Annotated in this window: 27 protein-coding genes and 1 pseudogene; 27 read left to right on the top strand and 1 reads right to left on the bottom strand. The window is 42.8% G+C overall.

Going from position 1 to position 23,914, the window contains the following annotated elements:
- The first annotated feature begins 4 nt into the window (after window positions 1-4).
- The 27 genes and pseudogenes from rpmC (at window position 5) to HYN49_RS00455 (ending at window position 21,912) form a co-directional block, all read left to right on the top strand.
- The gene (gene rpmC, locus HYN49_RS00585) at window positions 5-196 is read left to right on the top strand and encodes a 50S ribosomal protein L29 (protein WP_108902309.1); all 192 of its coding nucleotides are present in this window, start codon (window positions 5-7) and stop codon (window positions 194-196) included.
- A 10-nt stretch (window positions 197-206) separates the two neighbouring features.
- Window positions 207-467, top strand: a complete 261-nt coding sequence (gene rpsQ / locus HYN49_RS00580) for a 30S ribosomal protein S17 (protein ID WP_108902308.1) — start codon at window positions 207-209, stop codon at window positions 465-467.
- A 2-nt stretch (window positions 468-469) separates the two neighbouring features.
- Window positions 470-838: a 50S ribosomal protein L14 gene (gene rplN, locus HYN49_RS00575; protein ID WP_108369288.1), complete on the top strand. Its 369-nt coding sequence runs from the start codon at window positions 470-472 to the stop codon at window positions 836-838.
- An 11-nt stretch (window positions 839-849) separates the two neighbouring features.
- Window positions 850-1,131 (top strand): 50S ribosomal protein L24, encoded by a 282-nt coding sequence (rplX, locus tag HYN49_RS00570; protein WP_108902307.1) that lies wholly within the window; start codon window positions 850-852, stop codon window positions 1,129-1,131.
- 2 nt (window positions 1,132-1,133) lie between these two features.
- Window positions 1,134-1,685 carry a 50S ribosomal protein L5 gene (gene rplE, locus HYN49_RS00565; RefSeq protein ID WP_108369286.1) on the top strand — a complete coding sequence of 184 codons (552 nt, stop codon included), beginning with the start codon at window positions 1,134-1,136 and terminating at the stop codon, window positions 1,683-1,685.
- A 3-nt stretch (window positions 1,686-1,688) separates the two neighbouring features.
- Window positions 1,689-1,958, top strand: coding sequence for a 30S ribosomal protein S14 (gene rpsN / locus HYN49_RS00560; RefSeq protein WP_108902306.1), 270 nt, complete (start codon window positions 1,689-1,691; stop codon window positions 1,956-1,958).
- 158 nt (window positions 1,959-2,116) lie between these two features.
- Complete coding sequence (gene rpsH, locus HYN49_RS00555) at window positions 2,117-2,515, top strand: 30S ribosomal protein S8 (RefSeq protein ID WP_108904893.1); 399 nt, start codon at window positions 2,117-2,119, stop codon at window positions 2,513-2,515.
- A gap of 16 nt (window positions 2,516-2,531) precedes the next feature.
- The gene (gene rplF / locus HYN49_RS00550) at window positions 2,532-3,074 is read left to right on the top strand and encodes a 50S ribosomal protein L6 (RefSeq protein WP_108902305.1); all 543 of its coding nucleotides are present in this window, start codon (window positions 2,532-2,534) and stop codon (window positions 3,072-3,074) included.
- A gap of 14 nt (window positions 3,075-3,088) precedes the next feature.
- Window positions 3,089-3,439: a 50S ribosomal protein L18 gene (rplR, locus tag HYN49_RS00545; protein WP_108902304.1), complete on the top strand. Its 351-nt coding sequence runs from the start codon at window positions 3,089-3,091 to the stop codon at window positions 3,437-3,439.
- 6 nt (window positions 3,440-3,445) lie between these two features.
- Window positions 3,446-3,964 carry a 30S ribosomal protein S5 gene (gene rpsE, locus HYN49_RS00540; RefSeq protein WP_108902303.1) on the top strand — a complete coding sequence of 173 codons (519 nt, stop codon included), beginning with the start codon at window positions 3,446-3,448 and terminating at the stop codon, window positions 3,962-3,964.
- A 12-nt stretch (window positions 3,965-3,976) separates the two neighbouring features.
- Window positions 3,977-4,159 (top strand): 50S ribosomal protein L30, encoded by a 183-nt coding sequence (gene rpmD / locus HYN49_RS00535; protein WP_108902302.1) that lies wholly within the window; start codon window positions 3,977-3,979, stop codon window positions 4,157-4,159.
- A gap of 11 nt (window positions 4,160-4,170) precedes the next feature.
- Window positions 4,171-4,623, top strand: coding sequence for a 50S ribosomal protein L15 (gene rplO, locus HYN49_RS00530; RefSeq protein ID WP_108902301.1), 453 nt, complete (start codon window positions 4,171-4,173; stop codon window positions 4,621-4,623).
- 11 nt (window positions 4,624-4,634) lie between these two features.
- Window positions 4,635-5,978, top strand: a complete 1,344-nt coding sequence (secY, locus tag HYN49_RS00525; RefSeq protein WP_108902300.1) for a preprotein translocase subunit SecY — start codon at window positions 4,635-4,637, stop codon at window positions 5,976-5,978.
- 4 nt (window positions 5,979-5,982) lie between these two features.
- Window positions 5,983-6,198, top strand: a complete 216-nt coding sequence (gene infA, locus HYN49_RS00520; protein WP_007136545.1) for a translation initiation factor IF-1 — start codon at window positions 5,983-5,985, stop codon at window positions 6,196-6,198.
- A gap of 11 nt (window positions 6,199-6,209) precedes the next feature.
- Window positions 6,210-6,326 carry a type B 50S ribosomal protein L36 gene (gene ykgO, locus HYN49_RS00515; RefSeq protein ID WP_084139925.1) on the top strand — a complete coding sequence of 39 codons (117 nt, stop codon included), beginning with the start codon at window positions 6,210-6,212 and terminating at the stop codon, window positions 6,324-6,326.
- Between the two features lie 2 nt (window positions 6,327-6,328).
- Window positions 6,329-6,703: a 30S ribosomal protein S13 gene (gene rpsM / locus HYN49_RS00510; protein WP_108902299.1), complete on the top strand. Its 375-nt coding sequence runs from the start codon at window positions 6,329-6,331 to the stop codon at window positions 6,701-6,703.
- Window positions 6,704-6,711: 8 nt separating this feature from the next.
- Complete coding sequence (gene rpsK, locus HYN49_RS00505; RefSeq protein ID WP_023574076.1) at window positions 6,712-7,095, top strand: 30S ribosomal protein S11; 384 nt, start codon at window positions 6,712-6,714, stop codon at window positions 7,093-7,095.
- Window positions 7,096-7,182: 87 nt separating this feature from the next.
- Window positions 7,183-7,788: a 30S ribosomal protein S4 gene (rpsD, locus tag HYN49_RS00500; protein ID WP_108902298.1), complete on the top strand. Its 606-nt coding sequence runs from the start codon at window positions 7,183-7,185 to the stop codon at window positions 7,786-7,788.
- A gap of 20 nt (window positions 7,789-7,808) precedes the next feature.
- A complete protein-coding gene (locus tag HYN49_RS00495) occupies window positions 7,809-8,801 on the top strand; it encodes a DNA-directed RNA polymerase subunit alpha (RefSeq protein WP_108902297.1) in 993 nt (330 codons plus the stop codon).
- Between the two features lie 63 nt (window positions 8,802-8,864).
- Window positions 8,865-9,356, top strand: a pseudogene (gene rplQ, locus HYN49_RS00490) (50S ribosomal protein L17); the annotation flags it as partial.
- Window positions 9,357-9,907: 551 nt separating this feature from the next.
- Complete coding sequence (gene carA / locus HYN49_RS00485) at window positions 9,908-11,008, top strand: glutamine-hydrolyzing carbamoyl-phosphate synthase small subunit (protein ID WP_108902296.1); 1,101 nt, start codon at window positions 9,908-9,910, stop codon at window positions 11,006-11,008.
- Between the two features lie 298 nt (window positions 11,009-11,306).
- Window positions 11,307-12,599 (top strand): phosphopyruvate hydratase, encoded by a 1,293-nt coding sequence (gene eno, locus HYN49_RS00480; protein ID WP_108902295.1) that lies wholly within the window; start codon window positions 11,307-11,309, stop codon window positions 12,597-12,599.
- A 169-nt stretch (window positions 12,600-12,768) separates the two neighbouring features.
- Window positions 12,769-15,210 carry a DUF7619 domain-containing protein gene (locus HYN49_RS00475; protein WP_108902294.1) on the top strand — a complete coding sequence of 814 codons (2,442 nt, stop codon included), beginning with the start codon at window positions 12,769-12,771 and terminating at the stop codon, window positions 15,208-15,210.
- Window positions 15,211-15,329: 119 nt separating this feature from the next.
- Window positions 15,330-17,285: a tetratricopeptide repeat-containing sensor histidine kinase gene (locus tag HYN49_RS00470; RefSeq protein WP_181368984.1), complete on the top strand. Its 1,956-nt coding sequence runs from the start codon at window positions 15,330-15,332 to the stop codon at window positions 17,283-17,285.
- A complete protein-coding gene (locus tag HYN49_RS00465; protein WP_108902292.1) occupies window positions 17,285-18,046 on the top strand; it encodes a LytR/AlgR family response regulator transcription factor in 762 nt (253 codons plus the stop codon). The genes HYN49_RS00470 and HYN49_RS00465 overlap by 1 nt, the downstream gene beginning before the upstream one ends.
- Before the next feature lie 209 nt (window positions 18,047-18,255).
- Window positions 18,256-20,424 carry a T9SS type A sorting domain-containing protein gene (locus HYN49_RS00460; RefSeq protein ID WP_108902291.1) on the top strand — a complete coding sequence of 723 codons (2,169 nt, stop codon included), beginning with the start codon at window positions 18,256-18,258 and terminating at the stop codon, window positions 20,422-20,424.
- Window positions 20,425-20,628: 204 nt separating this feature from the next.
- A complete protein-coding gene (locus HYN49_RS00455) occupies window positions 20,629-21,912 on the top strand; it encodes a citrate synthase (protein WP_108902290.1) in 1,284 nt (427 codons plus the stop codon).
- Window positions 21,913-22,187: 275 nt separating this feature from the next.
- Here the strand turns inward: HYN49_RS00455 and HYN49_RS00450 are convergent, their stop codons facing one another.
- Window positions 22,188-23,684: a T9SS-dependent choice-of-anchor J family protein gene (locus tag HYN49_RS00450; RefSeq protein WP_108902289.1), complete on the bottom strand. Its 1,497-nt coding sequence runs from the start codon at window positions 23,682-23,684 to the stop codon at window positions 22,188-22,190.
- Window positions 23,685-23,914 lie beyond the last annotated feature (230 nt).

The raw sequence follows: 23,914 nt of genomic DNA, 5'->3' as shown, positions 1-23,914 counted from the left end.
TATTATGAAACAAAAAGAGATAAAAGATCTTTCCGTTGCTGAATTGCAGGAAAAACTGAGCCAGACTAAAAAGACCTATAACGATCTTAAAATGGCCCACGCTATTTCTCCTATAGAGAATCCGCTTCAGATCAGAAGTGTAAGAAGAACAGTTGCAAGACTGGCTACTGAATTGAGCAAAAGAGAGCAACAATAATTCTGCGAAAATGGAAGATAAAAGAAACTTAAGAAAAGAAAGAATAGGTGTAGTAACCTCTAACAAAATGGACAAGTCCATCGTTGTTGCGCAGGTAACTAAAGTAAAACACCCATTATACGGTAAGTTCGTATTGAAAACAAAGAAATTTGTTGCACACGACGAAACAAATGACTGCAACATTGGAGATACGGTAAGGATCAGCGAAACGCGTCCTTTGAGTAAATCAAAATGCTGGAGATTGGTTGAAATCATTGAAAGAGCTAAGTAATTATGGTACAACAGGAATCAAGATTAAAAGTAGCAGACAACACGGGAGCAAAAGAAGTTTTGACTATTCGTGTATTAGGTGGAACGAAACGTCGTTATGCCTCTGTCGGAGATAAAATTGTAGTTTCTATTAAAGATGCCACTCCAAACGGAAACGTGAAAAAAGGAGCGGTTTCAACTGCAGTTGTTGTACGTACCAAAAAAGAGGTGAGAAGAGCAGATGGTTCTTACATCCGTTTCGACGATAATGCATGTGTTCTTCTGAACGCGCAGGGCGAAATGAGAGGAACCCGTGTTTTTGGTCCGGTTGCGAGAGAACTTCGTGAGAAACAATTCATGAAAATTGTATCATTGGCACCAGAAGTGCTTTAATTTATTTTAAGATGATAAAGCTGAAAATAAAAAGCGGAGACACTGTAAAAGTAATTGCAGGTGACCATAAAGGTACTACGGGAACTGTTTCGCGTGTGTATCCTGAGAAAAACAAAGCGATCGTTGAAGGGGTGAACATGGTGTCCAAGCACACTAAGCCAAGCGCTAAAAACCCACAAGGCGGCATCGTTAAGAAAGAAGCTCCTATCCATATCTCTAACCTGTCTTTAGTAGAAGGCAAAGCAGCAGATAAAGGCGCGAAAAAAGAATCAAAGAAAGCTAATAAAGCATAGTGATGGCATATATTCCAAGACTAAAGCAAGAGTATAAAGACCGCGTTGTGTCTGCTCTTAAAGAAGAATTCGGTTACAAAAACGTAATGCAGGTTCCTAAACTTGAAAAAATCGTTTTGAGTAAAGGAGTTGGTGCAGCTGTTTCTGACAAGAAACTTATCGATTATGCTGTAGATGAATTGACAAAAATCACTGGTCAGAAAGCAGTTTCTACAATCTCCAAGAAAGACGTTGCGTCATTCAAACTGAGAAAAGGAATGCCGATTGGTGCTAAAGTAACGCTTCGTGGCGAAAGAATGTATGAATTCCTTGACAGGTTGATTACTTCAGCTTTACCACGTGTTCGTGATTTCAGCGGAATCAAAGCTACAGGCTTTGACGGAAGAGGAAATTACAACCTTGGTGTCCTGGAGCAGATCATCTTCCCGGAAATCGATATCGATAAAGTGAACAAAATCACTGGTATGGACATCACTTTCGTGACGACTGCTGCTACAGACAAAGAAGCAAAATCGTTGTTGGCTGAATTAGGTTTACCTTTTAAAAAGAATTAAGACATGGCTAAAGAATCAATGAAAGCCCGCGAGGTGAAAAGAGAAAAAACGGTAGCGAAATATGCTGAAAAAAGGAAGGCTCTACTAGAAGCCGGAGATTATGAAGGCCTGCAGAAATTACCAAAAAATGCTTCTCCGGTTCGTATGCACAACCGTTGCAAACTCACTGGAAGACCAAGGGGTTACATGCGTCAATTTGGAATTTCACGTGTAACTTTCCGTGAAATGGCTAATAATGGATTAATTCCAGGAGTAAAAAAGGCAAGCTGGTAAATTTTTTTTTACCATTTTGATATTTCAACAGATAGTTGTAAGTTTGCACGCTTTTAACGGGCAACTTACAACTGTCTGTTAACTTATAATAGAGTTTTAATGGTTTCAGGTTCTGCCGGATGGTCCGGACGGAATACCAAGACCGCAATTTAATAAATATGTACACAGATCCAATCGCGGATTATTTGACAAGGGTACGTAACGCTGTGGCTGCAAACCACAAAGTTGTTGAGATCCCTGCTTCTAATCTTAAAAAAGAGATTACCAAGATCTTATTTGATCAAGGTTACATCCTGAGTTACAAATTTGAGGAGAATACCGTTCAGGGTTCCATCAAAATTGCTTTGAAGTATGATAAAGATACTAAAGAGCCTGTAATCAAGGATATCCAAAGAATTAGTAAACCAGGTTTACGTAAGTACGCAGGTGCTGCCAAATTGCCTCGAATCCTTAACGGATTAGGTATTTCTATCGTTTCCACTTCTAAAGGCCTTATGACCGGAAAGCAAGCGAAACAACTGAATGTAGGTGGTGAGGTTATCTGTTACGTATACTAACTAAAAAGATTAGAAGATGTCAAGAATAGGTAAAAACCCAGTTGTAGTACCTGCAGGAGTTACTGTTGAAGTAAAAGACGGCATGGTTACGGTAAAAGGAAAAAAAGGTCAGTTGATACAAGAGTTTGCTGATGTTACAATAAAGATGGAAGGAGATCAGGTTTTAGTAGAAAGATCTTCCGATTCAAAAGACCAACGTGCAAAACACGGTCTTTACAGAGCATTGATCAGCAATATGGTTGTGGGTGTTTCTGAAGGTTTTACAAAAGAATTAGAATTGGTAGGTGTTGGTTACAGGGCTTCAAACCAAGGTCAAAAATTAGATTTGGCTTTAGGTTTCTCTCACAACATCGTAATCGATGTTGCTCCTGAGGTAGTAGTGGAAACCATTTCTGAGAAAGGTAAAAACCCAATCATTAAATTAACTTCATTTGACAAACAGCTTTTAGGTGCCGTTGCCGCGAAAATCCGTGGTTTCCGTCGTCCGGAGCCGTACAAAGGAAAAGGAGTTAAGTTCGTAGGTGAAGTATTAAGAAGAAAAGCAGGTAAATCAGCTTAAAAATTTTAAAGATTATGTCATTAACAAAATCCGATAGAAGACAGAGGATCAAATTCAGAATCAGAAAGATTGTAAGCGGAACTGCTGCAAAACCAAGGCTTTCTGTATTCAGGAGCAATAAGGAAATCTATGCACAACTCATTGATGATGTGAATGGAGTGACTTTATTGGCTGCATCTTCAAGAGAAAAAGGAGTAAATAAAGGTACTAATATCGCTACTGCAGGGGAAGTTGGAAAACTTGTTGCTGAAAAAGCGCTTAAGGCCGGAATCGAAACAGTTACATTCGACAGGGGTGGTTACTTATACCACGGTCGTATTCAATCATTAGCAGAAGGCGCAAGAGCCGCTGGACTTAAATTCTAATTTATTATGAAAAATAGAAATATAGAATCTGTAAAACCAAGCGGACTTGAACTTAAAGACCGTCTGGTAAGTGTAAATCGTGTTACCAAAGTTACAAAAGGGGGTCGTGCATTCGGTTTCTCTGCAATCGTAGTGGTAGGTGATGAAAATGGAGTAGTAGGTCACGGATTGGGAAAATCTAAGGACGTTTCTGAGGCAATCGCTAAGGCGGTGGAAGATGCAAAGAAAAATCTTGTGAAAATTCCTTTGAGCGGACAATCAGTTCCACACGAACAAAAAGGAAAATTTGGTGGAGCGCGTGTGTTCCTGATGCCTGCTTCGCATGGTACGGGAGTTATCGCCGGTGGTGCCGTTCGTTCGGTATTGGAGTCGGTGGGTATCCACGACGTATTGTCAAAATCACAAGGATCATCAAATCCGCATAACGTGGTAAAAGCAACTTTCGATGCTTTACTGCAAATGAGAAGTGCTCATACCGTTGCAAAACAAAGGGGTATTTCTTTAGAGAAAGTATTTAAAGGATAATTACAGGAAATTATGGCAAAATTATTAGTAAAACAAGTTAGAAGCAAAATCAACTGTCCGCTTACGCAAAAGAGAGGACTTGAAGCTTTAGGCCTTCGTAAAATGGGCCAGGTTGTGGAGCATGAGTCAAATCCTGCAATCCTTGGGATGATCAATAAAGTTAAACACTTAGTTTCCGTTGAGGAAGTTAAATAATAAATTACCTTATGAATTTAAGTAACTTACAACCTGCTGAGGGTTCAACCCACAATCAGAATAAGAGGTTAGGTCGCGGAGAAGGTTCCGGAAAAGGTGGTACCGCTTCACGTGGTCACAAAGGAGCTAAGTCCCGTTCAGGATACTCTAAAAAGATTGGTTTTGAAGGAGGTCAGATGCCACTTCAAAGACGTGTGCCTAAGTTTGGTTTCAAAAACATCAACCGTAAAGAATACGAAGGTGTTAATCTTGATACATTGCAAATGTTGGTAGACAATGGAATTGTTACGGATACTGTTGATATGACAGTATTTGTTGCAAACCGTCTTGCTACAAAAAATGAAATGGTGAAAGTATTGGGAAGAGGTGAACTGAAAGCAAAATTAAAAGTAACTGCTCACAAATTTACGGCTACTGCCAAAGCTGCTATCGAAGCTGCTGGTGGTGAAGCGGTAACATTATAATTTCTATCAGTATGAAGAAATTTTTTGAATCTTTAGCCAATGTCTGGAAAATAGACGAATTGAGGAACAGGATCGTGTTTACACTCGGACTGCTGCTCGTGTATCGTTTTGGTGCACACGTTACATTACCAGGTATTGATGCGACGCAGTTGGACGGACTGACCGGACAAACGAAAAACGGAATCGGGTCTATCCTGGATATGTTTACAGGCGGTGCTTTCTCTAAAGCTTCTATTCTTGCTTTGGGTATTATGCCTTACATCTCTGCATCGATCGTAGTACAGTTGATGGGAATTGCAATTCCTTACCTGCAAAAACTACAGAAGGACGGAGAAAGCGGAAGAAAGAAACTGAACCAGATTACACGTTGGCTGACCATCGCGATTACTTTGGTACAGGGCCCTGGTTACATTTATAACCTGAGACAGACATTACCGGCAACGGCTTTCAATGCAGAATTCTTCTCTTTCTACTTCCTGTTCATTTCTGTAGCGATCCTTGTGACCGGTACGATATTTGCAATGTGGCTTGGAGAAAAGATCACTGATAAAGGAATCGGCAATGGAATCTCATTATTGATTATGGTGGGAATCTTAGCCAGGATGCCTCAGGCTTTTGCACAGGAATTCACTTCGACGATCACAAACAATAATGGTGGGCCAATGTTATTGGTCATTGAAATCATCGTTTGGTTGCTGGTTATCATCGCGTGTGTATTGCTGGTTATGGCCGTAAGGAAAATTCCTGTACAGTACGCAAGAAGGACCGTTTCAGGTGAATTCGAGCAGGATGCCAACGGTGCAAACAGGCAATTTATTCCTTTAAAGCTGAATGCTTCCGGAGTGATGCCAATCATCTTTGCACAGGCGATTATGTTCATTCCGGCTGCTTTGGCTAAATTGTCACAGTCTGACATTTCCCAGTCCATTGCGGCTGAATTCAGTAACGTATTCGGTTTTTGGTATTGTCTGGTATTTGCATTGCTGATCATCATCTTTACTTATTTCTATACTGCAATCACCGTGCCTACTAACAAGATGGCCGATGATCTGAAAAGAAGCAGTGGATTTATCCCTGGCATCAGGCCGGGAGTTGAAACTTCGGATTACCTGGATAAAATCATGTCTTTAATAACGTTTCCCGGATCTTTATTCCTTGCACTTATCGCCGTGTTCCCGGCTTTGGTACACAATGCAGGAGTACAGCAGCAATGGGCGATGTTCTTTGGAGGTACGTCGTTAATCATTATGGTTGGTGTTGCGATAGATACAATTCAGCAAATCAACTCATATATATTGAACAGGCACTACGACAGCTTGATGAAGAGCGGTAAAAACAGAAAAGCAGTAGCTTAATTTTATGGCTAAACAATCAGCAATAGAGCAGGACGGATCAATTATAGAAGCATTGTCGAATGCTATGTTCCGTGTGGAATTAGAAAACGGTCACATCGTAATCGCACACATCTCCGGAAAAATGCGTATGCATTACATCAAGTTATTACCTGGTGATAAAGTAAAACTGGAAATGAGCCCTTACGATTTGTCAAAAGCAAGAATTACTTATAGATATTAAAGCATATTACCATGAAAGTAAGAGCATCAGTTAAGAAAAGAAGCGCCGAATGCGTCATCGTTCGCAGAAAAGGCAGATTATACGTAATCAACAAAAAGAATCCTAGATTTAAACAAAGACAAGGATAATTATGGCAAGAATAGCAGGGGTAGACATCCCAAAAAACAAAAGAGGCGTTATTGCTCTTACCTACATCTTCGGAATCGGTAGCAGCAGGGCCAGCGAGATTTTGGCAAAAGCCAACGTTAGCGAAGATATTAAAGTTCAGGACTGGAATGACGATCAGATCGGCGCCATCCGTGATGCGGTATCTTACTACAAAATTGAAGGTGAACTTCGTTCTGAAGTGTCTTTGAACATCAAACGTTTGATGGACATCGGATGCTACAGGGGTATTCGTCACAGGGCCGGTCTTCCTTTAAGGGGACAAAGGACCAAGAATAACTCAAGGACAAGAAAAGGTAAGAGGAAAACTGTTGCCAACAAGAAAAAAGCAACTAAATAATAAGTAGTATGGCTAAGGCAAGTACAAAAAAACGTAAAGTCATTGTTGAGTCAACAGGAGAAGCGCACATCAACGCTACTTTCAACAACATCATCATTTCGTTGACCAACAAGAAAGGTGAAGTGATTTCGTGGTCTTCAGCTGGTAAAATGGGCTTCAGGGGTTCTAAGAAGAACACTCCTTACGCAGCCCAGATGGCCGCAGAAGATTGCAGCAAAGTCGCTTTGGAAGCTGGACTTAAAAAAGTAAAAGTATATGTAAAAGGACCAGGTAACGGACGTGAGTCTGCTATCCGTTCGATTCATAACGGTGGGATTGAAGTAACCGAAATCATCGACGTTACCCCAATGCCGCACAATGGATGTAGGCCTCCAAAAAGAAGAAGAGTCTAATTAGTAATTTATAGTATAACCGGGACAGCAACAAGATTATCGAAGGATTAGACCTGAATTCATAATCGCTGCCCAAAAATTTTTAAAATGGCAAGATATACTGGTCCAAAAACCAAAATCGCCCGTAAATTCGGCGAAGCTATTTTCGGAGAAGACAAAGCCTTCGAAAAAAGAAACTACCCGCCGGGACAACACGGAATGGCGAAAAAAAGAGGTAAAAAATCTGAATATGCAATTCAGTTGATGGAAAAGCAAAAAGCGAAGTACACCTACGGAATTCTTGAAAAACAATTCAGGGGCCTTTTTGAAAAAGCATCTGCAGCACGTGGTGTAACAGGTGAAGTACTGATCCAGCTTTGCGAAGCGAGATTGGACAACGTAGTTTACAGAATGGGAATATCTTCTTCAAGAAGGGGTGCCCGTCAAATCGTTTCACACAGGCACATCACTGTTAATGGAGAGAATGTGAACATTCCTTCTTACCACCTGAAACCAGGCGATAAAGTGGCTGTTCGTGAAAAATCAAAATCATTAGAATCCATCGAGCGTTCATTAGCTAATTCTTCTCGTGTATATGAGTGGATTACCTGGAATAACGATACTAAAGAAGGTGTTTTCGTATCAGTGCCTGCAAGATTGCAGATTCCTGAAAACATCAAAGAACAACTGATCGTCGAATTGTACAACAAATAATAATTGACTTAATCGAAATTATGGCAATATTTAATTTTCAGAAGCCCGATAAAGTGATCATGATCGATTCAACCGATTTTGAAGGGAAATTCGAATTTCGCCCTTTAGAACCAGGTTACGGATTGACCGTGGGGAACGCTCTTAGAAGGGTCCTGCTATCCGCTTTGGAAGGATACGCAATCACCTCTGTACGAATAGAAGGTGTAGACCACGAGTTTTCTACTATTTCCGGAGTTGTTGAAGACGTTACTGAAATCATCCTGAATTTAAAGCAGGTACGTTTCAAACGCCAGATCGAGGATGTCGATAACGAATCGGTTACAATTTCTGTTTCAGGAAAAAGCCAGCTTACTGCAGGTGATTTCCAAAAGTATATCTCAGGATTCCAGGTGTTGAACCCGGAACTGGTCATCTGCAACCTTGACAGCAAAGTAAGCCTGAACATCGAGCTTACCATTGAAAAAGGTCGTGGTTATGTGCCGGCAGAAGAGAACAAAAAACAGAATGTGGCTATCGGAACTATTTTTACTGACTCTATTTTTACTCCGGTAAAAAATGTAAAGTATGCAATCGAGAACTTCCGTGTAGAACAAAAAACAGATTACGAGAAATTGGTTTTCGAAATCAAAACGGACGGATCCATCAGCCCGAAAGATGCGCTTACAGAAGCTGCAAAAGTGCTGATCCACCACTTTATGCTTTTCTCTGATGAAAGAATCACTCTTGAAGCAGATGAAATTGCACAAACAGAATCTTACGATGAAGAATCATTGCATATGCGTCAGTTGCTTAAAACCAAGCTTGTGGATATGGATCTTTCCGTAAGGGCTTTGAACTGCCTTAAAGCAGCCGAAGTGGAAACGCTTGGAGATCTGGTATCTTTCAACAAAAATGACCTGATGAAATTCCGTAACTTCGGAAAGAAATCTTTAACAGAACTTGATGAACTTGTGGCTGTAAAGAATCTTACCTTCGGAATGGACCTGGCAAAATACAAATTAGATAAAGAATAAATTTTCTTCATATTTTGCTCTCCAAAAAGGATAGTAGCAAGATGAAGGTTTAAAAAACACGTCATGAGACACGGAAAAAAATTCAACCACTTAAGCAGACAGACAGGACATAGAAAAGCTATGTTGGCTAATATGGCTTGCTCATTAATCGAGCACAAACGTATTAACACCACTGTTGCTAAAGCAAAAGCACTTAAACAATTCGTTGAGCCGCTGATTACAAAATCGAAAGAAGATACTACACACAACCGTCGTATCGTTTTCGCTTACCTTAGAAGCAAGTATGCCGTAACGGATTTGTTCCGCGACGTAGCTGCTAAAGTAGGTGACCGTCCGGGAGGTTATACCCGTATCATTAAAGTAGGTAACCGTCTTGGTGACAACGCTGATATGGCCATGATCGAATTGGTAGACTTCAACGAGCTTTACAACGGAGGCAAGAAAGAAGAGAAAAAAGGAAGAAGCCGTCGTAGCAAAGCGAAAGGTGCCACTACAACTGCTGCTGCTCCAAAAGCGGCTCCGGTTGCTGAACCTCCTGTAGTGGAAGCTCCAGAAGCAGTTGTTGAAACTCCTGAAGTAGAAACTCCACAAGTTGAGGAGACTGCTCCGGTTGCTGAGGCACCTGCGGTTGAAGAGACTCCGGTTGCGGAAGTTGAAACACCCGCTGCTGAAGCTGAAGTGGAAACTCCAGTTGCTGAGGCTGAAACTGAAGCTCCTGCAGCGGAAACAGAACCTGCTCCTGAGGCTGATGCTTCGACTGACGAAGAGAAAAAAGAAGATGCTGAATAATGATTATCAGCTTCCCATAAAATCAAAGGATAAACTTTTAATAGTTTGTCCTTTTTTTTTGGTTTTTAATCAGGAGCTTTTTCCCGCTGTCCGCTATATCTTTTTCTTTTTAAAGAAAAAAGAAAAAGGATACCGCTACCATCGGGGCTAGGCGCAAGTGGAATTATGAACATTCGGTTTTCATAACTAAATTTTCAGTTCATTCTCATTTGAATTAAATTTGTGCACACAACATAATATCTAACTACTCAATACTCAATTCTCATCACTAATAATGACTTTAGCATGAGAACATTGAAAAAAAACAACTACGACGAATGAAATACACCACACGACAAAAAGCCATCTTACTCCTGAGCGACGGCACCATCTTCCACGGGAAATCCATCGGCGTTTCAGGAAAGAGCTTCGGGGAACTCTGCTTCAACACCGGAATGACCGGCTACCAGGAAATCTTTACCGATCCGTCTTACTTCGGGCAGATCATGGTCACTACAAACGCACACATAGGGAATTATGGTGTTAATGACAAAGAAGTGGAATCCGATACCATTAAAATTGCCGGCCTCGTTTGCCGCAACTTCAGTTACAATTATTCCCGTGATGATGCATCAGGAAGTCTTGAAGATTATTTTAAAGACCAAAATCTAATCGGTATCTCTGATGTCGATACCAGGGCTTTGACCGCATACATCCGCGACAATGGCGCGCAAAATGCCGTCATCTGCACCGATTACACTTCCGTCGAAGATTTGAAAAAACTGCTTACCGACGTCCCTGATATGAAAGGCCTCGAACTGGCCTCGAAAGTGTCCGTTACAGAACCTTATTTCTATGGGGACGAAAACGCCACTTACCGTATCGCCGCTTTGGATTTAGGCATCAAAACCAATATCCTGCGCAATTTTGCCAAAAGGGATTGCTACATTAAAGTATTCCCGTATAACGCCACATACGAAGAGATGGCTGCTTTTAATCCGGACGGGTATTTTCTTTCGAACGGCCCCGGCGATCCGGAGCCATTGGAGGGCGTAATCGGAGTGGCAAAGGAAATCCTTGCCAACGACAAGCCGTTATTCGGTATTTGTCTCGGACACCAGATCATAGGTCTGGCCAATGGCATTTCAACCTTTAAGATGTTTGGTGGTCACCGCGGCATCAACCATCCTGTGAAAAACCTGATTACCGGCAAAGGGGAAATTTCATCCCAAAACCATGGATTTGCCGTAAACCGCGAAGAGGTGGAAGCGCATCCGGATATTGAGATCGTACAGGTTCACATCAACGATAATACGGTAGCCGGAATGAAGATGAAGTCGAAGAACTGCTTTTCGGTGCAGTACCATCCCGAAGCGAGTCCGGGTCCGCATGATTCCTCTTATTTATTTGATGAGTTTATCCAACGGATGCAAAAATAGATACCAAACCTGCTGTATTACGGCAGGTTTTTTATTATCGGGAATTGATACGGAAGTACTCAATTTGTATGACAAATCTGCAACAGGGATGGGAGCGGTATCCTTTTTTGACAGAGCGCAGCGGAGTCAAAAAAGATGTAGCGGACAGCCCGGCCCGCAGGGGTTGCCATAAAAATAAAAAACATTATATAAACTAAAACGTTTGAGTTTATAACTTTATAAAAATGTACTTTTTCGGGTGCGGGTAATTCCGTAAATTCGGAAAAATTTGATAAGAACAATAACAAATAATCAAAACATGAGCATTATTATCAAAATCCATGCAAGGCAGATTTTCGATTCCCGCGGGAATCCAACCATTGAAGTTGATGTGATTACCGAAAACGGCGTTTTGGGCCGCGCTGCAGTACCTTCTGGCGCTTCAACCGGCGAACACGAGGCGGTAGAGCTTCGCGACGGGGGAAAAGCCTATATGGGCAAAGGTGTACTGAAAGCGGTAAGCAATGTCAATTCCATTATTGCAAGGGAATTGGTGGGGACTTCTGTTTTTGAGCAAAATAAGATCGATCAGATGATGATCGAACTCGATGCCACATCTAATAAATCCAACCTGGGTGCCAATGCCATCCTCGGTGTTTCTCTGGCTTCTGCGAAAGCCGCTGCGAATGAGCTGGGCCTGCCTTTATACCGATATGTCGGTGGTGTTTCAGCCAACACGCTCCCGGTGCCGATGATGAACATCATCAACGGAGGCTCGCACTCGGATGCACCGATCGCATTCCAGGAATTTATGATTATGCCGGTAAAAGCCGAATCTTTTTCGCAGGCATTGCAGATTGGAACGGAGATTTTCCATCATTTGAAGAAAGTATTGCACGATCGTGGCCTGTCTACGGCAGTAGGCGATGAAGGGGGTTTTGCGCCGAACCTTGCGGGCGGAACTGAAGATGCTTTGGATACCATCCGTAAAGCGGTTGAAAATGCCGGGTATAAATTTGGAGATGAAGTGATGATTGCCCTTGACTGCGCGGCTTCAGAATTTTATGTGAACGGAAAGTACGATTATTCAAAATTTGAAGGGGAGACCGGTAAAATCCGTTCTTCGGAAGAGCAGGCGGATTACCTTGCGGAACTGGCATCAAAATATCCGATCATTTCCATTGAAGACGGGATGTATGAAGACGACTGGGACGGCTGGAAATACTTAACCGACAAAATAGGGGATAAGGTACAATTGGTCGGGGACGATTTATTTGTAACCAATGTGGAAAGGCTTTCCACAGGAATTGATAAAGGCATCGCCAATTCGATTTTGATCAAAGTAAACCAGATTGGTACTTTAACGGAAACCATTGCAGCGGTGAACATGGCGAAAAATGCCGGCTATACTTCGGTAATGTCCCACCGCTCCGGAGAAACTGAAGACAATACGATTGCTGACCTTGCTGTAGCTTTAAACTGCGGACAGATCAAGACCGGATCAGCATCGCGTTCGGACCGTATGGCGAAGTACAACCAGTTGTTGCGTATTGAAGAGGAATTGGCAGAAACGGCGTACTTTCCCGGAAAGAAAGCTTTTAAGGTGAAATAGACCGTTTTGTGATTTATATAAGACCCGCCATTGAGCGGGTTTTTTAATGCAAATTCTTTTCCAAATCCTTCAAATTCTAATTGCGCGGCAGTAGTAATATAGGAAATCATTATTTTTGATTCAAATCAAAAAGGTTGAAAGCCTTTGATTTAAACCAAAAGCAATTTATATGAAGAAACTATTACTCTCTTTCCTTTTCCTTTCAGCCGTTTCCCAGGCGCAGGTTGTGGATATCCCGGATGCTAACTTTAAAGCAGATTTGATTAACAAAGGGATTGATTTGAATTCAGATGGCGACATACAGGTTTCTGAAGCAGAAGCGGTAACCAGCCTTGGCATGGTAGATTTAAATATTTCCAGTTTGGAAGGAATACAATCATTTGTAAACCTGACCAGTCTTACCTGTTATAATTTGAATCTCACAGCATTGGATGTTTCCGGTCTCACGCATCTTGGGGAATTGAACTGTGGTCATAATGCAGCCATGACATCGTTAAACTTATCGGGGTGTACATCACTTGCAAATTGCCGCGCTTCAAACTGTGCACTTACGAGCCTGGATACCTCAGGACTTATTCATTTGTATAACTTTGACGTTAGCAATAACCAGCTGACTTCGTTAAATCTTGCAGGTTGGGTGAGTAGTGATGGGGGGTACCTGCTTGCGCGATATAATCAATTAACATCCGTTGATGCCTCAGATATGGGGAATCTGATAATGCTTGACTTCAGTCATAATGCATTGACAACCTTAGATGTAACCGGGACAAATGTTTCCACCGATATTGCCTTAAGTTACAACCACCTGACATCGCTGGACTTATCGAACAGCCCCATCCAAGGTGTTGACGCAAGTCATAATAATCTTGCCTCCATTTCGCTAAATCCGAATACGCAGTATAATCACCTCCGGCTAGACAACAACCAGCTTGTAAATCTGGACGTGTCTGGTCTATATGTGCGGGATTTAAATGCTAACCATAATAACCTGACTTCTATTAATTTTCAGGGAACCAGAATATATACCGTATATCTTAATGGCAATAATTTCCAGACGGTAGATTTAAGCGGCGCAATTCGTATTAGCTCATTTTGTTCGATAGACATCGATTCAAACCCATATCTTGAAACCTTTTTTGCGAAAAATGGAAATTCAGATTACCTGTCATTTATTGGAGATTTTAATCTCGAGTATGTCTGCATTGATGAGTCTGATTTAATTGGTGGTTCGTCGCCTCCCAATGCTGTATTTAGCCCATATTGCATTTTCACTCCCGGCGGTAATTACAACACCATTACCGGTAATGTCACTTTTGATGCAGATAATAATGGTTGTGATAACACAGATCCTGACCAGCCATATGTCAAACTCAATCTGACGAGTGGAAATAACAATCATTCGGTTTTCACTACACCTGATGGTAATTTCAATTATTTCGGGCAAACCGGTATGTTTAACGTCGGCCTGGCGATGGAAAATGCCTCGCTGTTTACTATTACACCGCCATTGGCTACCATTGTATTCGGCACCAATAATAATAACGTGACGACTCAGGATTTCTGCATCACGGCAAACGGCATCCAAAATGACCTCGAAACAATAATTGTTCCATTATCACCCGCCCGTCCCGGTTTTGATGCAACCTATAAAATCATTTACAAAAACAAAGGAAACCAGCCCTTATCAGGAAATATAGATTTTACCTACCAGGATAACGAACTTGATTTTGTGAATGCCTCCACAGCCCCCGATGCACAAACTGCCGGAAGTCTGTCGTGGAATTTCAGCAATCTGTATCCATTTGAATCGAGAAGTGTCGAAGTCAGGCTGAATGTAAATTCGCCACAGGAAACGCCATCGGTAAACATAGGTGACCAACTCAGTTTTTCTGCTCAGGCCAATCCTGTTTCGGGTGATATAACGCCAAATGACAACACGTTTTCGTTCAGGCAAACCGTCATCGGCTCGTATGACCCGAACGACATCACCTGCCTTGAAGGCGAACATGTTAACCCAACAGAAATCGGGAAGTACCTGCATTACAACATCAACTTTGAAAATACCGGTACCGCTGCCGCAGAAAATATCGTGGTAAGGGATATGATCGATTTGACGAAATTTGATATTTCGACATTGCAGTTGCTGAATGCCTCCCATCCGGTGACACCGCGGATCACAAATGACAAAGTCGAATTCATTTTTGAAGGCATCAACCTCGGTGCTTCGGAACACGGGAATGTCACTTTTAAAATCAAGACCAAAAACACGCTGGTTGCCGGAAATTCGGTGTCACAAAAAGCGGATATTTATTTTGACTACAATTTCCCTGTAGCGACAAATGTGGCGATGACGGCTTTTGATACTTTGGGTATGGAAAGCCTTAATCCGGATCATAATATTTCTTTTTACCCGAATCCGGTCCTTTCAGTCCTCCATGTAAAATCGAGTGAAGTCATACGTAAAATAGAAGTTTTCGATTTACAGGGAAGACTTTTGCAAAGCGTTTCGGCAAATGATTTCGTGAGCCTTGCCGAAGTTCCTTCCGGAGTATATTTGGTAAAAGCGCATACCCAAAACGGTTTTGTGATACAAAAAATCATTAAAAAGTAACGTGAACGGCTTTGAGGTGGTTTTGCAAATTCTCTTTCAAAACCACTAAATTCTAATTTACTGTTTCGTTACTTACTGGAAATGTTACTTTTGTTTGCCAAGTTGCCCTTTGTATGAAAATGAAATTAATCTTAGTATGCCTCTTTTTCGGGATGTCGATGACTTTTGCCCAGCAAAGTGCCGTTGATAGCCTGAAGAAGGAATTGGAGCGTGCTAAAAATGATATCGACAGGGCAAGATTGCTGAACCAGGTGGCAGATGAGTATAAGACCATCGACCCAAAACAACTCTCGGCGTATGCCCGTAAAGCCCTGCAATTGGCTGTCAGCATCCGTTATAAGGCAGAAGAAGCCAATGCGAAAGTCAACCTTGGGATTGCTGATATCATTTCCGGGAATTACCGCGAGGCGCTTCGTTTGTTTGCTGAGGCACAATTCATCTTTGAAAGTGAACTCAACGCCGGCAATAAAAAAGAGGAAGTCCGCAAAGGCCTTGCCCGCGCGTATGGCAGCATGGGCGTCGTTTTTTCTGAGCAAAGCAGTTATGCAAAGGCGCTGCAGTTCGACCTCAAGGCAGTAAGCATTTATGAGCAACTGAACGACATCCGGCGTTGTGCGCGGATCTACAATAACATCGGGATTATTTACCAGGCCCAGAAGCAGGATTTCAAGGCGCTGGACTATTTCATTAAATCCTGGAAAAAACAACAGCAAACGAAAGATCCGAACCAGGGCATTACGTTGACCAATATCGGGAATTGCTACGCCAGGCAGAAAGACATGGCCAAGGCATTCCAGTTTTATTCCAAAGCCAAAGCATTCCTCGAAAAACATGGCGATGCCAGGGGACTGGGCGAATTGTACAACAACCTCGGGCTGTATTATAAATCCCAGTCCGATGCAGCAAATGCCATCATAAACTGGGATTTGGCGACTGCCGCCTTCAGGAACATTGACGACCGTTTTGGGCTCGCCGATACGCAATTGTACCTCGGGCAGTTTTATTTTGACCAAAAGCAGTTCCCTAAAGCGATACTATATGCCAACCAGGCTTTGGGACTGGCAAAAGAAACGGCGGTGCTGGAACAGGTCACCGCGTCGCAGAAATTGTTAAGCGACAGTTATGCCGCGCTGAACGATACGAAAAAGGCCCTGCAGCACATGAGGCTTTTCGATGCGGCGAAAGACAGCCTGAATAATCATGAAAGCATCCGCAAAAGTGTGGAAGCCGAGATGAATTTTGAGTTCGATAAAAGGGAAGCGCTGCAGAAAAAGGAAATGGAAAAAAAAGAATTGCTTTTTGCCGAAGCCTCTAAAAGACATACTATGCAGACATTTTTTGTGGTGTTGTTCGTACTCTTGCTCGGTGGGATCGCTTTGTTGATTTACAGCCGCATCAACCTCAAAAAGACACTGACACTGCAAAAGGAGCTTGCAGAGTATGAGCAAAAGGCGCTCCATTTACAGATGAACCCGCATTTTGTATTCAACTGCCTGGGGTCGATTTCGAGTTTCATCGTACAGAATGGCACGGATTCGGCGATTAAATACCTGGCTAAATTTTCGAAACTGATGCGTCTTACGCTTGAATATTCGAAAGAGCCCCTGATTCCGATTGATAAGGAAATTGAAAGCCTGCAGAATTACCTCGAACTCGAGCAATTGCGTTTCAACCAGAAGTTTACCTTCAACATCCATAAAAATCCTGCTATTGAAGATGACATGGCAATCCCACCGTTGCTGTTGCAGCCTTTTGCAGAAAATGCCATCATCCACGGATTAATCCCGATTAAGGAAAAAGGGCATCTCGCCATCGCATTTGTTGTTGAGGAGAAGCATCTGGTATGTACCATTATCGACAACGGTGTCGGGATTTATCAATCGCAGCGCATGAAGGAAGGATCAGTATCGGTACACAAATCCATGGCGATTGATATTACGAAAAAGCGTTTGCAGATGATTGAAGATTCCACTTCGGTGAAAGCCCGGCTGCAGATTGAGGAACTAAAAGACGGAAATTCCATCAAAGGCACTAAAGTCACACTAAGACTGCCTTTACAATACCTTTCAAAATAATGATAACAGCTTTACTCATAGACGACGACATCAATTTAAGGAACGGCATGAAAGGCCTGCTGGCGATGTATGCCCCGGAAATTACGATCATAGGCGAGGCCGATAGCGTGCAGCACGGCGTGGAAGCCATGGACAGGCTCAGGCCTCAGGTGGTGTTCCTGGACATACAGCTTAATGACGGCACCGGTTTCGACATCCTGGAACAAATGGCGTTGAAAAACGGCAAATCGTCTTCACACATCGTTTTCATTACTGCGCATGAGCAATACGCTGTGAAGGCATTCCGCTTCAGTGCCTTGGACTTCCTGCTAAAACCGGTCGATCCGGAAGAATTGCAGAAGGTCATTGATAAGATTATAAAGGTGCTGGACAAGAATGACAATTATGCCCATATCGATTTGTTGCTCGAAAACATCCGCAAGAAAGTGGATAATTTTAAAAGGATTGCCCTGTCCACCGCGGAAGGCATACACCTGTTTGAAGTCAGCGACATCATCCGCTGTGAGAGCGAAGACAATTACACACGGTTTTACCTCAGGAACAACAAGCCGGTACTGATTTCAAAGACACTCAAGGAATACGAGGAATTGCTGGGAGAGCATGGATTTGAAAGGATCCACCAGTCGCACCTGATCAACCTGGCTTACCTGAAATCGTATATCAAGAAAGACGGCGGATACATTGTTATGTCAGACAACAGCAACCTGCCGATATCGCAACGAAAAAAAGACAGGCTTCAGGAAATCCTGAAGTCGATGTAATTCTAATTCAAAACGGCTTTTTGCTCATTTGGGGTTATGAAAAACATTGTGGATGGATAACTTTACTTAAATGGATTTATAAAAATTAAGATTTGATATCTCAAAGTATTCAGATAGAAATTATTATGTTCGTATTTCGGCATAAATGTAAACCCCAAAAAATTTATTAAAAACTAAAACAAGAATTTACAACCAAAAACAATAAACTAATGAAAAAAATCTACTTACTCTTATTGCTGACGGCAGGGATAGCGCAGGCACAGATTGTAGATATCCCAGACCCAGGTTTCAAGAACTACCTCCTTACCGCTAACTGCATCGACAGTAACAACGACGGTACATACGACACCGATGCCGATCTCGACAACGATGGGGAAGTACAGGCAACTGAAGCGGCATCTGCTTTCCTGCTGACGGTTACCGGTGCCGGCATCCTTGACCTTCAGGGTATTGAGGCCTTTGTGAATATCAAGTCATTGTCGATTGCCAATACCGCCGTTACGCAGATAAGCTTAAGCGGTTTGCAGCACCTCGAGACATTGTGGGGTATTACTTCAAATCCGCAGCTTGCGTCGCTACAGATTTCAAACATGCCGGTGATGACCAATGTGCATATCAATTCAAACGCCGTATTGCCGCTTATAAGCATCAATGCCTGTCCTGCAGCCACTTCCCTGGAATGCCTCGACAATCCGCAACTGACTGATGTCGATTTTACGGGAAGCCCGGCGCTTGGTACATTGGACATCGAGAACAATCATTTCACAACGCTTAATCTGTCGAAAATCGCCAACATCACCAGCTTGTTGGTAAAGGATGCGTTTTTGGAAATATTGATCCTGAAAAACGGTCATACGGAATCCCCGGCGAATTTTGTCTCGATGACGGCAACCGATAACCCTAACCTCCGGTACATTTGTGCAGACCCGAATGAAATACCCGCTTTCCAGGCTGCCATCGATTTTATCCAGAATAATAGCAGCATGCCGCATTTTGCCATTTATCCTTATGCCGGAAATTATTGCACGTTCACCCCGGGTGGTAATTACAATACCATTACAGGGAAACTTACCAATGATTTGGATGCCAATGGCTGTGACGACTCGGACCCGGAATTTCCGTTGGCAAAAATGAAACTGACACAGGGAAGCAACCAGTATGCTGCGTTTACCAATTCAGATTCGGTGTATAAATTCTTTACCGCAGGGGGCAATTTCACCGTAGCGCCCAACTTTGAGAACCCGTCATTTTTTAATGTCAGTCCGGCTACAGCAGCGGTCTCTTTCCCGGGAGCAAATAACCTGACCTCAGTGAAGGATTTCTGTATCTCCCCGAACGGAGTCCATCCTGAGGTTGAAGTGGTTGTTGCCCCAATCAATGCGGCAAGGCCAGGTTTTGATGCCAAATACATCATCGCTTTTAAAAATAATGGCAACCAGACGCTTTCAGGCACCATCGATCTGATGTTTGAAGACAGCGTATTGAATTTCCTTAACGCGGCTCCCGCTCCGGATGCTCAGGGGGCAGATCATTTGTTCTTTAATTATGCCAACCTGCTTCCGTTTGAAAACAGGTATATCGAAGTGACCATGCACCTCAATGCCCCCACAGATACACCAGCAGTCAATGATGGTGATCATCTCGATTTTAGTGTAAATATTACGCCAGCTGCTGATGACATCCCTGCGAATAATACTTTTTCGTATACGCAAACCGTGGTGAATTCGCTGGATCCTAATGAGATTGAATGTCTTGAAGGCGATCTTGTAGCCCCAACAGAAGTAGGGAAATACCTGCATTATATCATCAATTTTGAAAATATAGGCTCGGCTTCGGCTGTAAATGTGGTGGTGAGGCAAATCTTCGATGCTGCTAAATTTGATTTGTCGTCATTGCAGATATTAAACTCCTCGGCGCCGCTTGATGCCAGGCTGAGCAACAACATCCTGGAGCTGATCTTCAAAAATATCGAGCTTGGAACAGGTGGCCATGGCAACATACTATTGAAGATAAGGACCAATCCGACACTTCCGCAAGGGACTACTGTAACCGGACAGGCCGGGATATTTTTCGATTACAATTTCCCTGTAAATACGGATATTGTCCAAACGCTTTTCGATGTACTCAGCAGTGGAGATACCATCAAAGACGATTCCCTGAATATTTACCCTAATCCGACATCAGGTATGATTTATGTGGATGCCATCAGTAACATCAGTTCAGTCGAGTTTTTTGATGCACACGGCAGGCTGCTTTTGGTGAAAAAGAATTCCGGCAACAAAGCAGGTATCGATATGTCAGGTTACGCTGCCGGAGTCTACTATGCGCGTGTTACGACGGCACAGGGAATAAAGACGGAAAAGGTTATAAAGAAATAGTTTTAGTTTAGTTTAAATGGTTGTTTATTGAGAGACCCGTGGTGTATTGCTGCGGGTTTTTTTTATGGCAAAAATCAAGGCCGCGATTTGAAGTATTTATAATATAATTAACGATTTGATTGCAATATTCTCTTTTTAATTAATCCGAAATTACTTAAGTTTGTTAACTTTTTATTTTGAAACGGATTTTATTATCAAACTACCATGTCAAAAACAGCTATATTAGAATTGGACGGCCAGAAATTCGAATTTCCGGTCATCGTCGGAAGCGAAAATGAAGTCGCCATCGACATTAACAAACTTCGTGATTTAACCGGTGCCATTACAATGGATCCGGGTTATAAAAATTCAGGTTCCTGCAAAAGCGACATCACTTTCCTTGACGGAGAAGAAGGCATCCTGCGTTACAGGGGCTATGCTATTGAGGATCTGGCAGACAAAGCCAGCTTTCTTGAAGTCTCTTACCTTGTGATTTTCGGGGAATTGCCAACCAGGGCGCAATTGGAGCAATTCGAGACCGACATCCGCAAGTATTCGCTCGTGAATGAAGAGATGAAAAACATCATTGACGGTTTCCCTAAAAATGCCCATCCTATGGGTGTATTGTCATCACTAACGAGCGCATTGACTGCCTTCAACCCAAAAGTGGTCAATGTTGAAAATGAGGCTGAAATGTATGAAGCCATCGTAAAGACCATGGGTAAATTCCTCGTTTTGGCTACATGGACATTCCGTAAATCTTCTGGATACCCGCTAAACTATTATGACAATACCAAAGGCTATGTAGAGAACTTCATGCGATTGATGTTCGAATTGCCTACGGGCCCGTATAGCATTAATCCAACCGTGGTCGATGCTTTGGATAAATTGTTCATCCTCCACGCCGACCACGAGCAGAACTGTTCCACATCAACCGTAAGGATGGTAGGGTCATCCCACGCCGGTTTATTCGCATCGATTTCAGCCGGGGTTTCCGCACTTTGGGGTCCATTGCACGGAGGTGCTAACCAGGCGGTTCTGGAAATGCTCGAAGAAATCCAGAAGAACGGTGGCGATGCCGATAAATACCTGGCAAAAGCTAAAGACAAGGATGATCCGTTCCGTCTGATGGGCTTTGGACACAGGGTGTACAAAAATTTCGATCCAAGGGCGAAGATCATCAAGAAGGCCGCCGATGAGGTTCTGGCTACTTTAGGCGTAAACGACCCGGTGTTGCAGATCGCCAAGAAACTGGAAGAATCAGCACTTGTAGATGACTATTTCGTATCCAGGAAATTATACCCGAACGTCGATTTCTACTCCGGGATCATCTACCGTGCCTTAGGCATCCCAACCGATATGTTCACCGTATTGTTTGCTATCGGAAGGCTTCCGGGCTGGATTGCACAATGGAAGGAAATGCGCGAAAACAAGGAACCGATCGGAAGGCCAAGGCAAATCTACACCGGACATCCTTTACGTGATTTCAAGCCTTTTGAGCAAAGATAGATTTTAGACCTACTATATGAAAAGCCCTGCGGAAGCGGGGCTTTTTTTTGAAACTGCATACTTCTGCTTAGTTAATTTACATTGCCTGCACATTCCACTATTCAGGAGCTTTGTGTAAAAACACACAAAAATTAATTTGTTCTACTGACAAATTTACACAACCGCAAAATGTAACGCATTCCGATCTCAGAGCCTAAGAATTTCAGCTGTCCCCATCTCAATCACAAAAAAAGGCCGCCCAAACGGACGGCCTTACTATCTTAAGGAGAATTTATTTATTGTTTCACCACCTTCACCACTTTCACAGCGTCAGCAGTATTCACTTTCACCACATAAGTGCCTTGTGCAAGCGCAGACAAATCAAGTTCCGTTGCAGATGCATTGATGTTTTTAGCCAAAACCTGCTGCCCGAACATATTCGTAACAGCCACACTGGTGATGCTCTGGTCATAAGACAGGTTTAGTTTGTCCTTCACCGGATTTGGGTAATATTTAAAGGCATTCACATCCTGATTCCCTACAGCCAAAGGCGTATTATAAGCCGACATCCTGAAAGCACCCGGAGTACTTCCGAAGAAATCGCTGTCGTACTGCCAAACCGCAACATAAATTGTTTCACCCGCCGTAAGCCCTGTGAGTTCCAGTTTCGAGAAAAGGCTGTTATCCGCGGTATTGTCGTCATTACAATCGATTTCTGTAAGGTTTCCACAGGTTCCCGTATAAGCAATCATCACTGTATCGTCGTTTTCAGAATCTGTGGCGAGCGCCGTTTCTAGTGTCAGGTTTCCATCCGCAGGCACAACTACCTTGAACCAAACGTCCCTTGTCGCAGAAGCCTGGCAGCTTGGAAGATCACTGGAGGAAGTAGCACCAAGATTGGTTGAATCCAGCACACCGCCATCAAAATCAACTCCAGGGAACAATTCCACTGCCCCGCTGCACTCATCATTAACCGCAGGAGTTTCTATTGTCATGAATGAAAACAAGGCATATTCACTGAAACCATTGGCACCGCAATTCTGCCTTACGTAAACATCATATACCGTATTCTGGTCAAGGTTAGACAATGACACTGAAGGCGTGGTCGACGTAGCCATAATGCCGGTTCCCTGTATAAACCCTTCAGGGCCGTATTCAATCTCGAAATTATTTCCTGCTGAAGCCCAGCTCACATCTGCCGACGTATCAGTAATGTTTGAAGCCGTCATTGCAGTTGGCTCAAGGCAGCTTGGCAACGCAGTGCTAACCACGTCATCCACCTCAAAAATAAATTCATTGGTTGTAGTCGAATGAAAGGCGATATATACCGTTTGTCCTACATAATCGCTCAGGTCATAAGAGAATTTGTAGTAATCTTCTCCACCAGGAGGTGCCACGTTTGCCTGTAGCGTTACCATAAAATCGGCAGCATTCGCGCCAGTTGTAGATAACAATACGTCAACCATTTCTGGATATCCGGGATCGAGGCTGCGGCCCCAAAACGAGAAGTAGTCATTAAGACCCGCAGTAACCGTAATTGCCGGCGTTACCAGGTAATCATCATGTGCCTCATCTGTATCATATTCGATAATAGCAGCATTCGTTCCCGAGTGCGCGTCCAACCCGATATAATCCATCATATCGGTTACCTGCCATGTATTGGCAGCATCGCCTCCCTGTATTACTGACCATCCGGCCGGGAGCGTAGTGTCTGCATCAAAATCTTCAGTGAACTGTGCAAACACACCACCTGAAAATAAGCAGCCTAATAAAACAAGCGTAATTCTTTTCATAAAGCAATTTTTTTAAATTAATTGCGTAAAGTTAGTTTTAAAAAATGTTATCAAAATCATAAAATGCACGCTTTGATGGTACTGGATAGTTAATTTTCCTGCATTATTGAAGAAATGATTGTTTTGTAAATTAATTGGCGTAAATAATTTGAATTTTTCGAACTGGACAATATTCTTCCTGCCGAGTCGACTGCCTGCTGCCCACTAAATTATCCCACCATCAAATCATC

This window comes from Flavobacterium pallidum, from assembly GCF_003097535.1.
GTDB lineage: Bacteria > Bacteroidota > Bacteroidia > Flavobacteriales > Flavobacteriaceae > Flavobacterium > Flavobacterium pallidum.
This window is presented reverse-complemented; position numbering and strand designations above follow the sequence as displayed.